This is a genomic window from Chloroflexota bacterium (genome assembly GCA_016875875.1).
GTDB lineage: Bacteria > Chloroflexota > Dehalococcoidia > GIF9 > UBA5629 > 9FT-COMBO-48-23.
In genome coordinates this window covers 34,388-46,301 of sequence record VGOP01000002.1, presented here as the reverse complement: position 1 = coordinate 46,301, position 11,914 = coordinate 34,388, and the positions used below count along the sequence as shown (strand labels likewise).

The 11,914-nt window shown below is 47.1% G+C and carries 18 protein-coding genes; all 18 read right to left on the bottom strand.

Annotated features, from left to right (window positions below; all coding sequences use genetic code 11):
- Positions 1 to 42: 42 nt before the first annotated feature.
- The 18 genes from FJ023_01650 to FJ023_01565 all read right to left on the bottom strand — a co-directional run bounded on the left by FJ023_01650 (position 43) and on the right by FJ023_01565 (position 11,712).
- A complete protein-coding gene (locus FJ023_01650; GenBank protein MBM4446042.1) occupies positions 43 to 375 on the bottom strand; it encodes a cupin domain-containing protein in 333 nt (110 codons plus the stop codon).
- Positions 376 to 379: 4 nt separating this feature from the next.
- Entirely contained in the window at positions 380 to 796 is a 417-nt protein-coding gene (locus FJ023_01645; GenBank protein MBM4446041.1) for a hypothetical protein, read from the bottom strand.
- Positions 797 to 858: 62 nt separating this feature from the next.
- Positions 859 to 1,164, bottom strand: a complete 306-nt coding sequence (locus tag FJ023_01640) for a hypothetical protein (GenBank protein ID MBM4446040.1) — start codon at positions 1,162 to 1,164, stop codon at positions 859 to 861.
- Between the two features lie 13 nt (positions 1,165 to 1,177).
- Positions 1,178 to 1,279, bottom strand: a complete 102-nt coding sequence (locus FJ023_01635; GenBank protein ID MBM4446039.1) for a rhodanese-like domain-containing protein — start codon at positions 1,277 to 1,279, stop codon at positions 1,178 to 1,180.
- A 30-nt stretch (positions 1,280 to 1,309) separates the two neighbouring features.
- A complete protein-coding gene (locus FJ023_01630) occupies positions 1,310 to 1,681 on the bottom strand; it encodes a rhodanese-like domain-containing protein (protein ID MBM4446038.1) in 372 nt (123 codons plus the stop codon).
- A 42-nt stretch (positions 1,682 to 1,723) separates the two neighbouring features.
- Positions 1,724 to 2,908 carry an FprA family A-type flavoprotein gene (locus FJ023_01625; protein MBM4446037.1) on the bottom strand — a complete coding sequence of 395 codons (1,185 nt, stop codon included), beginning with the start codon at positions 2,906 to 2,908 and terminating at the stop codon, positions 1,724 to 1,726.
- Between the two features lie 12 nt (positions 2,909 to 2,920).
- The gene (locus FJ023_01620) at positions 2,921 to 4,126 is read right to left on the bottom strand and encodes a DUF438 domain-containing protein (GenBank protein ID MBM4446036.1); all 1,206 of its coding nucleotides are present in this window, start codon (positions 4,124 to 4,126) and stop codon (positions 2,921 to 2,923) included.
- A gap of 40 nt (positions 4,127 to 4,166) precedes the next feature.
- Positions 4,167 to 4,853 carry a High molecular weight rubredoxin gene (locus FJ023_01615; protein ID MBM4446035.1) on the bottom strand — a complete coding sequence of 229 codons (687 nt, stop codon included), beginning with the start codon at positions 4,851 to 4,853 and terminating at the stop codon, positions 4,167 to 4,169.
- A gap of 22 nt (positions 4,854 to 4,875) precedes the next feature.
- Positions 4,876 to 6,111: a SufD family Fe-S cluster assembly protein gene (locus FJ023_01610; GenBank protein ID MBM4446034.1), complete on the bottom strand. Its 1,236-nt coding sequence runs from the start codon at positions 6,109 to 6,111 to the stop codon at positions 4,876 to 4,878.
- Positions 6,099 to 6,848: an ABC transporter ATP-binding protein gene (locus FJ023_01605; GenBank protein ID MBM4446033.1), complete on the bottom strand. Its 750-nt coding sequence runs from the start codon at positions 6,846 to 6,848 to the stop codon at positions 6,099 to 6,101. Before FJ023_01605 ends, FJ023_01610 begins: the two co-directional genes overlap by 13 nt.
- Positions 6,849 to 6,860: 12 nt before the next feature.
- Positions 6,861 to 7,394 (bottom strand): hypothetical protein, encoded by a 534-nt coding sequence (locus FJ023_01600; protein MBM4446032.1) that lies wholly within the window; start codon positions 7,392 to 7,394, stop codon positions 6,861 to 6,863.
- A gap of 13 nt (positions 7,395 to 7,407) precedes the next feature.
- Positions 7,408 to 7,635, bottom strand: a complete 228-nt coding sequence (locus FJ023_01595) for a sulfurtransferase TusA family protein (protein ID MBM4446031.1) — start codon at positions 7,633 to 7,635, stop codon at positions 7,408 to 7,410.
- A gap of 29 nt (positions 7,636 to 7,664) precedes the next feature.
- Positions 7,665 to 7,871 carry a hypothetical protein gene (locus tag FJ023_01590; GenBank protein MBM4446030.1) on the bottom strand — a complete coding sequence of 69 codons (207 nt, stop codon included), beginning with the start codon at positions 7,869 to 7,871 and terminating at the stop codon, positions 7,665 to 7,667.
- Positions 7,846 to 8,274 carry a Fe-S cluster assembly scaffold protein NifU gene (gene nifU / locus FJ023_01585; GenBank protein MBM4446029.1) on the bottom strand — a complete coding sequence of 143 codons (429 nt, stop codon included), beginning with the start codon at positions 8,272 to 8,274 and terminating at the stop codon, positions 7,846 to 7,848. The genes FJ023_01590 and nifU overlap by 26 nt, the downstream gene beginning before the upstream one ends.
- A 12-nt stretch (positions 8,275 to 8,286) precedes the next feature.
- Entirely contained in the window at positions 8,287 to 9,486 is a 1,200-nt protein-coding gene (locus tag FJ023_01580) for a cysteine desulfurase (protein MBM4446028.1), read from the bottom strand.
- 14 nt (positions 9,487 to 9,500) lie between these two features.
- A complete protein-coding gene (locus tag FJ023_01575) occupies positions 9,501 to 10,367 on the bottom strand; it encodes a hypothetical protein (GenBank protein MBM4446027.1) in 867 nt (288 codons plus the stop codon).
- A gap of 180 nt (positions 10,368 to 10,547) precedes the next feature.
- Positions 10,548 to 11,459, bottom strand: a complete 912-nt coding sequence (locus FJ023_01570; GenBank protein MBM4446026.1) for an FAD-binding protein — start codon at positions 11,457 to 11,459, stop codon at positions 10,548 to 10,550.
- Positions 11,460 to 11,475: 16 nt separating this feature from the next.
- Positions 11,476 to 11,712: an NrdH-redoxin gene (locus tag FJ023_01565; GenBank protein MBM4446025.1), complete on the bottom strand. Its 237-nt coding sequence runs from the start codon at positions 11,710 to 11,712 to the stop codon at positions 11,476 to 11,478.
- Between the last annotated feature and the right edge of the window lie 202 nt (positions 11,713 to 11,914).

Here is an 11,914-nt window from a genome sequence, read left to right as displayed (position 1 = left end):
CTTGACTTGGATTTTACAGCCACGGTAAATTACCTTCCTGAACTAAGCCTTTATCATCGTCAGTATCATCTTAAATCCCTTAATCGCCTTAAGGGCATGTGGCTGATTAGCAGGCATTATAACCATCTCGCCTTGTTTCACACGAAGAGGTTTTCCAGAGATGACGATTTCCGCTTCGCCCTCAAGTACATAAACTAAAGCATCAAAAGGTGCCGTGTGCTCACTAAGTCTCTGCCCCTGGTCAAAGGCAAATAAAGTTACTGTCCCGGTCTTCTTGCCTATGATTTCCCGGCTAACTATAGAGCCATCCTGATAGTCCACCAGTTCAGCCAGTTTCGTAACCTTTGCTTCAAGTTGTTTTTCGATACGTTCCATATTTTTATGCGCTCGTGACCCAGACGTAAATCAAATAAGCCAAATAAGCAATGACAAAAAACAGGAAAAACCCGACCCCAACCCATATCACAATTCGCGCGCCTTTCAATACTTCTTTTGGACGTCCACGTGCTCTAATTATCGTAGTGAAACCGAGAGCTAGCACAGTAAGCCCCATTGATGCTATAGCAGTTCCGTCCTCGTGGCGCGGCTGAAATCCCCACCCTGCTATGCCTGCAAAAAGTACCCCGCCTACAATAATTATCGGAATGCTAGCGTAGACAATTTTTAAACCCATCTTCGTTAGTTGAGTTTTTACTTCCTTTGTGCTTGCAGCAGTTATATCCAGTGTCTTCGATATAACCTTAAGGTTTAAGCCAAAAACAATAACGAATACACAAATCGCCAATAAGCCTGTCATGACAAACCTCCTCTCTTTTTCATTTGGCACGCAAACTATATAATCTTGCCAGCTAACACAACTCACCCCCCTTCAACGCTGATGTCTATGCTGTCTATATCATCAATCCCTCTCAGCGAGGAGACCATACCTACCAGGGTATTGGAAATAATGTCGTTGGGAAAAGGTGTGAGAGGAACATCTTTACCATTGACGGTGATCTCGACATTGCCCTTCTTCTGATTGATTTTCAAGCTCTTTATGTCTTCTGCGCCTTTCAGCGAAGCAATGGCGCCAACCATAGTTCGAGCTAAAAACTCCTCAACGAACTGGTTCATCTCGATAGTGATGTTGTTCACTTTCAGTTTTGCCTTGAAATTTCCCTTCATCTCTAACCTCCGTTCAATTCCCGGTGGATTCTATTGGATAGCCCGCTGCCTTCCAAGCTTCATACCCTCCTTTTAAGACCTTCACATCAGAGAAGCCCTTCTTGATCAACTCCAGCGCCGAACTGGCACTCGTTTTCTCACTTGGTCAACTGCAATAGAGGATAATCTCCTTGTCAGATGGAGGCACCCATTGCCCTGCTATTATTGTGGCAAGCGGAGCGGATACCGCCCCTTTGATATGATCCACATTGTATTGGTCTTCATATCGAGTATCCACAATAACGATGTTGGCATTGCTCTCCATTTTCCCCAATAATTCCTCAATTGATATACGAGGCACCCATTCTAAAAGCGTAGGGCTAGACACAGGCTCTGGTACAGGCGTTTCCTCAAGTGCAGGCGGTGCAATTTGCACGGAGACTTCAGACTCGGGTTTCGAACATGATAGACCCATAACCGCTGTCAGTACAGTAATAACCACTGTAATATAGATAACTTTTTGCCTTAGACTCTTCATTTTGCTGTCACCTTTAAACCCGATACGAGAATTTGACTATTGTTAGACGAAGCCATGCTCTTTGTGCTTTTGGGCGATGGCATCAGCTAGACTCTCTAAAGCCTTGAAATCTGCTTCTCTCGGGTAGCCCTTAGCCAAAATAGGTTCTAATATTTCCACCTTCAGGCTTGGCATCAATGCTATCAGTTGTTCAACAGTCCTGCCTCCCCAACCATAGGAACCGATAATAGAGGCGAATTTCAAATTCGGTCTCAGGGCGTTTGCCAGAAAAGCAGCATAGACAGCATTGGGATGTGGGCCAGCCAAGACAGTGGGTGTACCGATAACAACGGTCGCTGCATCCACCAAAGCCATTGCCAGCTTTCCGATATCGGTGACAGTGAGGTCGAACTGTTTCACCGTCACACCCCTCTGAGCCAGAGCTTCAACAAAATAAGCCACCATCTTGCGGGTGCTGCCATGCATAGATACATAGGGCAAGACTACGATGTTCTTAGGCTCACCAAAGACCCAGCTATGATAAGCTTCGGTGATAAACTCAGGTTTATCGTACATAGGCCCATGGCTGGGAGCGACAAGTTCAATCTTGTAATCTTTTATTTTCTCCAGGTTCTTCTGGATAATCGTTCGGAAGGGCATCATAATCTCGGCATAATACCTCTTGGCCGCCTCGTATACCTGCCCTTCGTCAGTAACATACGTGTCAGTCGTAGCCAGATGAGAGCCGAAGAAATCACAAGAAAACAGAAACTTTTCTTCTCTCAAGTAGGTCACCATGGTCTCAGGCCAGTGAACCCATGGAGTATGAATGAACTCAAGTGTCCTGTCTCCCAGCGAAATAGTTTCTTTGTCCTCGACGGTTATGAACCTGTCTTCCGGAACCAAAAGCAAGTCTATCAGCATCCCCTTACATTTAGGGGTGCATATGACCTTTGCCTTAGGATATTTCTCAAGGACATAAGATATGCTACCTGAGTGGTCCTGCTCGGCGTGATTGGCAATCACATAATCTATGTTTTTGACTTTAAGCTCGTCCAGGTGATTTACCAGCACCTGCTCCATAGTCGGGTCTGCCGTGTCTATAAGAGCAACTTTTTCGCTCCCCTTAATCAGATACGAGTTATAGCTGGTACCGTCGGGAAGCGGTATAAGCGAATCAAACAGCCGTCTGTCCCAGTCAATCGCCCCTACACGGTGAATCCCAGGCCTTATCTCTCTTGGTTTCACTTTACTTCTCCTTCAATACTCCAGCAGTCTCTTTTCTCCCTCAATCATCTTCACATCCGTGATATCCTGAGTAACTTCCAGACATCCCAGGTATTCAACGTCTTTACGAACAGCAAAGTACCGAATATAAATCAGTCTACCCTTCAGATTAATCCAAAACTGGGCTGTATCTCTCTTGCCGCTTCTAAAATCTTCCAATATCTGATTGACAACATGTACACTCTTTTCAGGATGGCATTGTTGAACTTTCCGTCCGATAATTGCTTTAGCTCTGGGGAAGATTCTGTCCTTGGACTGGCTGAAGTATCGGACTGTGTCATCTTTGCCCACAAAAGTCACATCCACCGGCAAGGTGTCAAGGAGCGCTTCGAGTTCCTCCCCCGATAAAGCCCCGGTTTCGAAAGAAACCATGCCTTCCATCTCTGGTTTAAAGGCTGGCCTCTCCACCTCCCCAATAGCTATCCTTGCCGGCTCGGGAGTAAAGCAGCAATAACCGAGCTCATCGAATTGATGTCTTATATCAGGCCACTCGTTTTCACCTATAACCTGTAAAGCAGTTGGGAACAGAATGTTGTTCTCTTTGTAAAAGTGACTCGATAGCATCTCAGTCAAAGCCAGTGCTGCTTCATCCAGTTGCTTGGCAAAGTCTTGAAAAGCCATACTTTTATGACCATCAACTATGCGGTAAACATTCTTCTTTATCTCTCTTATCTTGTCATGTTCCATCCACATAACCGCCGGCGGTTCTTTAATCCCATGCTTCTCAAGTGAGGGAAAAAGTACGTTCTCCTCTCGCACATAGTGGCTTTCAGAGTCCTTAAGATGCTCAACTATATGGTATAGCTGTTTCATGCTTTCACCAATTGAAGCAAAACCTTTTGCTCCCTTTATCCCCTTGGCAATATTCTTAAGCTCATCAGCAAACTGCAAGAGCAATTTATGCTCCTCCATGAGAATATGGATGGGATGTCCTGCAGGTGCTAGAGTTTCTTTCTTTTCCAGCGATTCTTTGAGAACAGCCAGGTGAACATCGCAGAATTTCTGTATTTCTTCCCTAGGCATGCCCTCTTTTATAAGCTCTTCCTCCACTGCTGCTATTTCAGTCGGTGGGACATCTCCCAGTGTTTTCTTGAACTCTTCTTTCATCTGCTCAGGGTCAGCACCTTCATGCAGCTTCTTGAGCAACCCCTTCAGGATTTCCTTTCTGCCTTCCGCCATAGCCCTAGCTCCTCCTTACGGTTTTTGCCATAATCTTGCGTTACTCAACCTTCTCAAACTGGTATTTGCTAGCACCGCAAACAGGACACACCCAGTCATCAGGTAGCCTTTCAAAAGGCGTGCCAGGTTTTATTCCACCATCGGGGTCGCCTAGCTCAGGGTCATAGATATAACCGCAAACCGCGCATTTGTATTTCGCCATTTTCGGTGCTGCCTCCTTTTTCTCTTCAATGTAACTCGGGGCCGTCTTAGGTGTGGAGCCTCTCTTGACATCATGATAATAAGCATAAGTCATCGGCTCACCTTCTTTTACTACATCCGCTGCCACAATCTCTCCTATGAAGATGGTATGAGTGCCGACTTCTACCTGATTAATCACCTTAGCTTCAAGATAAGCCAGAGTATTGTCGAGCACTATCGGCGCCCCGGTTTCACCCAGCTTATAATTAATGCCTTTGAGTTTATCTACCTCCCTGCCCGACTTAAAGCCGAAGCCACCGATGAAACTTAAAGGTGTGTCCTGGGAAAGGATTGAAACCGTAAACGCCTTACTCGCAGAAACAAACTCGTTAGTTAGGTTTTGCTTATTGAGAGCCACAGCGATAATAGGCGGCTCAGAGCAAACCTGAAAGACCGTATTGGCAATCTGACCGTTAAGCTTGCCATCTTCTTTGGAACACACCACATACAGACCATAACCCAACTTATAAAGCGCTTTTAGATTCATAATTCACCTCTAGCAATCTAAACTACATGACTTCTTTTTCGCTGGCTTCGACAGCTCGTTGTATTTCAAGGTTGAGCTCAGGTGGCAGGCCTTCTATATCTACTCTCAAAAAACCTCGCACTATGGCAGCGGTAGCTTCGTCTCGAGTTAATCCCCGCATCATCAGATACTCCACTTCCTCTTCAGCTATCTTGCCCACAGCCGCCTCGTGGGACAGGTCTACGCCAGCCAACGTGCCCTTCAATTCCGGTATAGCATGAATCATGCCCTCGCCTCGTAATATGAGGCCGCGACATTCCAGATGTCCTTTTACATCAGGGGCACTGCCTTCTATATAACCCCGAGCGTAAATGTTCCCCCCAGTAGTTATAGCCCGTGATATTATCTCCGTCCTGGCTCCTTTAGCATTGAGCAGAACCCGCGAGCCGACATCCATATTAGAGCCAGGCAACGCCACCAATATGCTGTTAAACCTGACAACGGCATTCTCACCGACGCATCTTGCCACAGGATACATTTGCAGCGAGTGAACTGGCCTCATAATGACATAATTGCTCAAGAACACACCGTCTTGCTCAATGATTATGCCCGTGCGCGGGCGGACAGCTATCTCCGGCACCCAGCTATGTATCATGGTAAAAGTAACCTTAGCCCCCCGCTTGATGTAAAATTCAGAAATGCCTATATGAATACCCGGTTCCTCTCTGGGAGCTGTAGTGCAGCCGGTGATAATGTGCAACTCAGAACCTTCTTCGGCAATAATGATATTGTGAACTTTTTGCGCCAGGTTACGTTTTCCCAGATAAAGGCAAGCCTGAACCGGATATGAAGCCCTGCTTCCAGACAGAGCTCTGATGAAGTAGCCATTGTTCTGACCGAGCTCCACGTTGGCAGTGTATTTGTCGGTATCTACAGCTACGGCTTTCCACGAGTAATCGGCCAACCAGTCGTATTTCTCCAGAGCTTCATTGGTGCTCATAACCTCTATGCCATCTTGCTTTGCCCTGCGATGTATTGTGGAATGGTCTATTTGAATGATTGTTCCTGAGCGCTGGCTATCATCGTCTAATGTAACACCAACCTGTACCATTTGTTTCTTGGCTTCAGCCGGCAATTTCGACGGGTCATCATGATAGGGCAATTCATCCCCAGAATGAGCATATTTGTCTAAATCTATATCCTCACCGAAAGCCGCTGGCTTAGACGCCGCTGCTTTGGCTGTCTCTTTAGATGCTTTGGCAGCATCTATGTTACGCATCTTTTGCACTCCTCATAACCTTTACGCTTTATCGTCTCCAAAATCTCATGAGGGTCTCCCTCGCAAACTATCCTACCATCAAGCAGGACATAACCGCTGCGGGCATTGACATAGTCCAAAATATGTCCTGTATGAGTAATAATGAGTCCAGCGTGCCTCCGGTCACGTATAGGATGCTCTTTCTGTAGAAGTTCATTTATAAGCTGTCCAATAAGAGCGATGTTTACCAGGTCAACACCGGATTCAGGCTCATCCAATAACGCCAGGTCTGGTTCTTGAGCCAATAATTGCAGAAGCTCAGAACGTTTTATCTCCCCTCCGGAAAATCCGTAGTTCACCTCCCTATCCATGAGTTCAGTCAGGTTAGCTTTCTCTGCCAGACTACCTATGGCCTCATCGCTCACTCGCCCTTTGGCACAGGCAGTTACCATGTCACGAGTTTTCACACCACGGACAACCGGTGGTCTCTGGAGTGACATACCAATCCCCAAACGGGCTCTTTCATCCACAGGCAATCCAACTATGTCCTTACCTTCGAAGATAATGCTGCCCTTGGTTACCCGATATTTGGGAGAACCCATTATCGCCATCAGAAGAGTGGTCTTCCCACTACCATTGGGCCCAAAAAGCACATGCGTTTCACCAGCTTTAATGTTCAAATTTATATCATGCAATATCTCTTTGTCACCCACAGCCACGCTCAGGTGTTTAATCTCCAACACATTATCCGACTCCATATTACTCTCTCCTTAGCCGCCGTCCAGAGTAGGGTGCTCCGCTTTACGGAACCATCCTGCCGGGTCAATAAGATACTCCCGATAGTCAACCAGAGCCAGATAGTGACCTCTCTCTTCGGCAGCCAGTGACGTATAGAGTTGCCTCTCGGCATCATAGACAGCCTTCTTCTCACCCTGGTTGTTGTAGAATTTCTCAGTCTTGTTCTCCATTTCCATAGCTTTGGCTATGGCATCAAACTCAGCATCGGCCACCTGCACATTGGAGCCGACTGTCCGCATCGCCTCGGAGAATAAGGTTTTAAGTATCTCCCCCTTACGAGGCTGAATGTTGACCTCAGGCCAGGCTTTTTGTTTCTTTATGGCGTTATATATGTCTTCAAATCTCTGCCGGTGTTTATCTTCCTCACCAGCCAACCAATCAAAAAGCTCTCTGCCCACCTTGTTACCGCTTTCCCGGCTGGCTTTCTGGTAGTACCCCTTGCCATCAATTTCCATCTGTATAGCAAACTGAATTGCTTCTAAAGTCTTGCCATGTTCGTTTTCCATATGCCCCCCACTGTCATGATTTTCTTACAAATACTTTGTATATCCCTTTATCTTCCTCTATGCCCAGGAATTCATTGCCTGTCGTCTTGCACCAGTTTGGCATATCCTCTTTTATACCCTTGTCATCGGCTAGGACTTCCAACACCTGCCCAGATTTTAACTCCTTCATCTTTTTGGCAGTTTGGGCGATAGGCATTGGACAATAAAGTCCGACGCAATCTAAAGTTTCATCAGCTTTCATCCATTGCCCCCCAAATGATAATACTTACCTCACTTCTTCCCGCCTTTTTTCAGCGGCTCACCGCATTTAGGGCATTTAGTGGCTTTTTTATCCAGAATTGTTATCTCGCATCTAACGCAATAGCTGAGGACTGAACCACAAGCCTCGCAGAAGGGACAGCTGGCGACAATCAGCTCCTCCTCGCAGTAAGGACAGAGACAACCTGCTTCTTTAGTCGTTTTCTTCTCCTTCTTCATGCTCTTCTCCTTTCTCTTCTAGACCTTCGATGGTGATTCCCTTCTTCTGGGCGTAATCACGAATTGCTCTTCTTAGGGCTTGAGCTCCCAAGTTAGAACAATGATATTTGTTCTTAGGCAAGCCTTCCAATTCCTGAGCTACCAGGCTTGGAGTGATTTTCACAGCCTCCTCCAGGGTCTTTCCCTTTGCCATCTCACTGACCATGCTGGAAACGGCGACTGCAGCACCACAGCCAAAGGTCTGAAATTTGACGTCTTCAAGACGGTTATCCTTAACCTTGATATAAAACGTCATCATATCACCACAGACCGGATTGCCCTCCTCACCAATGCCATCAGCGTCTTTAATCTCGCCGACATTACGGGGATTCATAAAATGGTCCATTACCTTTTCACTATACATCGGCATAAAACTTCACCCCCTCTTTTCTTTCACGAATTTGGCATACAACGGCGACATTTGCCTCAACCTATCCACGATAGGTGGCAATTTCTCAAGCACATAATCTATGTCCGCCTCATTATTGTCCACCCCCAGACTAAAAAGCAAAGAGCCCTGAGCAATTTCATGTGGAATGCCCATGGCAATAAGGACATGGGAAGCCTTCAAAGCCCGAGAGGTGCAGGCTGAGCCACTGGAGACAGCGATTCCCTGGCTGTTTAGCATTAGCAGCATGGCTTCACCTTCAATAAACTCAATGCAAAAGCTGGCGTGGTGGGGAAGGCGCTGGGTCGGGTGCCCGGTAAGAATGGTATGGTCAATTGCACTCAGTAGACCGTTGATTAACCTGTCTCTGAGCTGAGAAAACTTCCCCGTCCGCGATGGCATGTCTTTAACAGCTAACTCAGCAGCTTCGCCCATACCGACAATAGCTGGCACATTTTCCGTGCCTGGCCTACGTCCACCTTCCTGCACCCCTCCATCCATTAATGGCATAAGACGAACCTTCTTGCGTACCCACAAGGCAGCTGAGCCCTTGGGGCCATAAAATTCGTTCCCTGCCAGACTTAAGGCATCCACGCCCAGTTTATCTACATCCACCGGTATATTGCCTGCGCTGGCGACGGCATCGGTGTGGAAGAGCACTTCAGCCTCTTTGGCTATCTTACCTATCTCAGCGATGGGCTGGATTGTGCCCACCTCTCCATTGGCATGCATAACGGATACCAATATCGTGTCCTTCCTGATATTCTTGGCTATCTCATCGGGATCAACAAACCCGTATTTATCTACCGGCACCACAGTAAGCTCAAAACCAGCCTTCTCTAAAGTTCTGGCGGCGTGCAGCACCGAAAAATGCTCAACCGCAGAAACAATTATATGCTTTCCCTTTCCGCTCTGACCTTGAGCCAGCCCTTTGATTGCCACATTATTCGCTTCGCTGCCGCTAGAGGTGAAGATTATCTCTTCAGGACTGCTGCCGATAAGGACAGCAACCTGCTCTCGAGCTTTTTCCATCGCTTCCCTGGCTGCATCACCCCAGTAGTGAAGCGATTGTGGATTCCCATAGACATCTCGAAAATAAGGCAACATCGCCTCCAACACATCAGGCAATACCGGTGTAGTAGCGACATAATCTAGATAAACTCTTCTTTCAGGCTTTGCATTTCCCATCCTCACATCTCCTTTCACTTGCCAGATTTCGCCTTGCGCGCCTGATATTTAGTTAAGCCTTCATTAAACAACCTCTCTTCTTCCTCGGTAATGACGATAAGAGTCGGCACCTCCACAGGTTTCCCCTCAAGGCTCACAGCCACCATAACGTAATAGGCAGTCAGCGCTGGAAGCCGCTTGCCACTGAGAAGATTCTCTGCCTCAACCTCTATCCGCACCTCCATTGATGAGCGGCTAGTAAAAGTGATTTTTCCATGCACCAGCACCAAGTCTCCAACGCGCACCGGATTATGGAAATTGATGTCTTCGACCATTGCAGTGACCGGGTTAGCCCGACTATGGCGGGCAGCCACTACACCGGCAGCGTTGTCCATCAGCTTCATCAACTCGCCACCATGAACAAAACCGGCAGGATTAGTCTGGTGTGGCAACATCAGTTGCGCCATCTCAACCGCTGAATGCCCCACTGTCCTGCCTTTAAATTCCTTGCTCTTGTTCAACGCTTCCAGCAGCTCATTAAAATTCTTTTCATGATTCGCCTCAACCTTACACATCCTGCGGAAGAAATCAGCGATTTCACTGAAACCTTCCTCCTCTGCCACCTTCGCCGCTTCGGGATACAACTTGGTCGCTTCCTCATGCTCAAGACCAGTAGCCACTTTCAAATTTGCCGCAGTATCACCGAGGCGGCCAAGGAATTTAAACTCATGCTCGGCATGTTCCGCTTCATTCTGAGCTGTCGTCAAAAACATTTCGGCTATCTGCTCAAGGCCGGCTTCTCTGGCAGCCTCAGCAAAATATGTATAATTAGCACGAGCATGTAGTTCTCTTACAAGAGCCTTACGTAAGTTTTCCTGTGTTTTACTTCCTTGTAACTGCATAATCCTGCCTCCGCTCTGCAAAGATACGAAGATTAGTTGCAAAATCTTATATATGCTTAATCATCTTAATCTAGACCAAAGCAAAGCCCCTGTCTGCGACTTTTGTCTCACAAATTATAGCTGCCAGTCTCCATCGTTAGGCGCAACCAATACCACCCCTTACAAAAAGACTTTATATAATCAGCCCAGCCTCTGCAGATAACGATGGGCTTGAAGGGCTGCTTTAGCCCCCTCACCAGCAGCCACCACTATTTGCTTTTCCGGGACGCTGGTGACATCGCCAGCAGCGAAAAGCCCCGGTACATTGGTCTCATTATTACAATTAACTTCGATTTCCCCATGGCGGTTAAGCGTAACTACATTCTTCACCAAATCCGAATTGGGGATAAGACCGATTTCAATAAAGACACCACTAACCTGAAGCTCCCTTTCCTGTTTCGTTTTCAAATCCCTTACTCTTATCCCGTCCACAAGTTTTTCTCCGGTTATCTCCACAACTTCATGCTCCAAAAACATCGTCAGGTTCACGGCGCTCTTTACTCTGTCAATTAATATCTGGTCACCGGTGAGTTGAGTCAATGATACCAGATAGACATGCTCAGCGATTTTGACCATGTCATCAACGGCCTCCAGGGCTGAATTGCCACCGCCGATGACAGCCACCTTCATATCAGCAAACAGGGGACCATCACAGGTAGCACAGTAAGTAACCCCTCTGCCCCTGAGTTTTTCTTCGCCCGGGACGTTTAAGGGGCGGGGACGTTTGCCGGTTACAATTATAGCTGCCTTAGCCTGATAGGTCTCACCGCTATCGGTCTTAGCCTCAAAGCCGCCGCTTGTTCGGGATAAACTGCTGACACCTTCCCCGGTTTTTATATCTATGGGAAACTGCTTTACCTGCTCCTCAAACTTCTTTATCAGCTCCGGACCTTCGATGATCTGGTAGCCCATATAGTTTTCTATACCCAATGTCCAGTTGACCTGGCCCCCCAGGTCCTTGCTAAGCAACAGGGCATTCAGCCTCTTTCGTGCCGCATAGACGGCTGCTGTCATGCCGGCAGGACCACCACCGATAATCATCAAGTCGTACATTGCCCGTACCCTTCATCTAAAGGTTCAGCTTCTGCTTCAGCCATTTTTCGTCATAGCCAACGGAAATCTCACCATCGATGTCAATGACGGGCACAGCAAATTGCCCTGTCTTGTTGAGCATCTCCTCACGAGCAACCTTATCTCTGGCAACATCAAGATTCTTATAAATAACTTTGTTTTCGTCCAGCAACTGCTTGACTTTGATGCACCAGGATCAGGTAGTGGTAGAATAGACTTTAACCTCTTTTGCCATTTCATGCTCCTTTTGGTTTACTAGGGGGGGCGTTTGTCTCATTGAAAGCGGAGTTTCTGCCTCCCGTCACTCACTAGATAAAAAGCTGCCAGTCACTGTCGACAACTGGTTCTACCACAAATATAAGCACATACAAACCCATTGTCAAGATGAGGGGAATTTAGCCGCAAAATCCTCACTGCACCCCTTTCCTCAACTTCTC

Bases quoted from the DNA above. Each gene is read 5' to 3' on its own strand.
- FJ023_01650 (MBM4446042.1), bottom strand. From the start codon at position 375: ATGGAACGTATCGAAAAACAACTTGAAGCAAAGGTTACGAAACTGGCT.
- FJ023_01645 (MBM4446041.1), bottom strand. From the start codon at position 796: ATGACAGGCTTATTGGCGATTTGTGTATTCGTTATTGTTTTTGGCTTA.
- FJ023_01640 (MBM4446040.1), bottom strand. From the start codon at position 1,164: ATGAAGGGAAATTTCAAGGCAAAACTGAAAGTGAACAACATCACTATC.
- FJ023_01630 (MBM4446038.1), bottom strand. From the start codon at position 1,681: ATGAAGAGTCTAAGGCAAAAAGTTATCTATATTACAGTGGTTATTACT.
- FJ023_01620 (MBM4446036.1), bottom strand. From the start codon at position 4,126: ATGGCGGAAGGCAGAAAGGAAATCCTGAAGGGGTTGCTCAAGAAGCTG.
- FJ023_01615 (MBM4446035.1), bottom strand. From the start codon at position 4,853: ATGAATCTAAAAGCGCTTTATAAGTTGGGTTATGGTCTGTATGTGGTG.
- FJ023_01610 (MBM4446034.1), bottom strand. From the start codon at position 6,111: ATGCGTAACATAGATGCTGCCAAAGCATCTAAAGAGACAGCCAAAGCA.
- FJ023_01605 (MBM4446033.1), bottom strand. From the start codon at position 6,848: ATGGAGTCGGATAATGTGTTGGAGATTAAACACCTGAGCGTGGCTGTG.
- FJ023_01600 (MBM4446032.1), bottom strand. From the start codon at position 7,394: ATGGAAAACGAACATGGCAAGACTTTAGAAGCAATTCAGTTTGCTATA.
- FJ023_01595 (MBM4446031.1), bottom strand. From the start codon at position 7,635: ATGAAAGCTGATGAAACTTTAGATTGCGTCGGACTTTATTGTCCAATG.
- FJ023_01590 (MBM4446030.1), bottom strand. From the start codon at position 7,871: ATGAAGAAGGAGAAGAAAACGACTAAAGAAGCAGGTTGTCTCTGTCCT.
- nifU (MBM4446029.1), bottom strand. From the start codon at position 8,274: ATGTATAGTGAAAAGGTAATGGACCATTTTATGAATCCCCGTAATGTC.
- FJ023_01580 (MBM4446028.1), bottom strand. From the start codon at position 9,486: ATGGGAAATGCAAAGCCTGAAAGAAGAGTTTATCTAGATTATGTCGCT.
- FJ023_01575 (MBM4446027.1), bottom strand. From the start codon at position 10,367: ATGCAGTTACAAGGAAGTAAAACACAGGAAAACTTACGTAAGGCTCTT.
- FJ023_01570 (MBM4446026.1), bottom strand. From the start codon at position 11,459: ATGTACGACTTGATGATTATCGGTGGTGGTCCTGCCGGCATGACAGCA.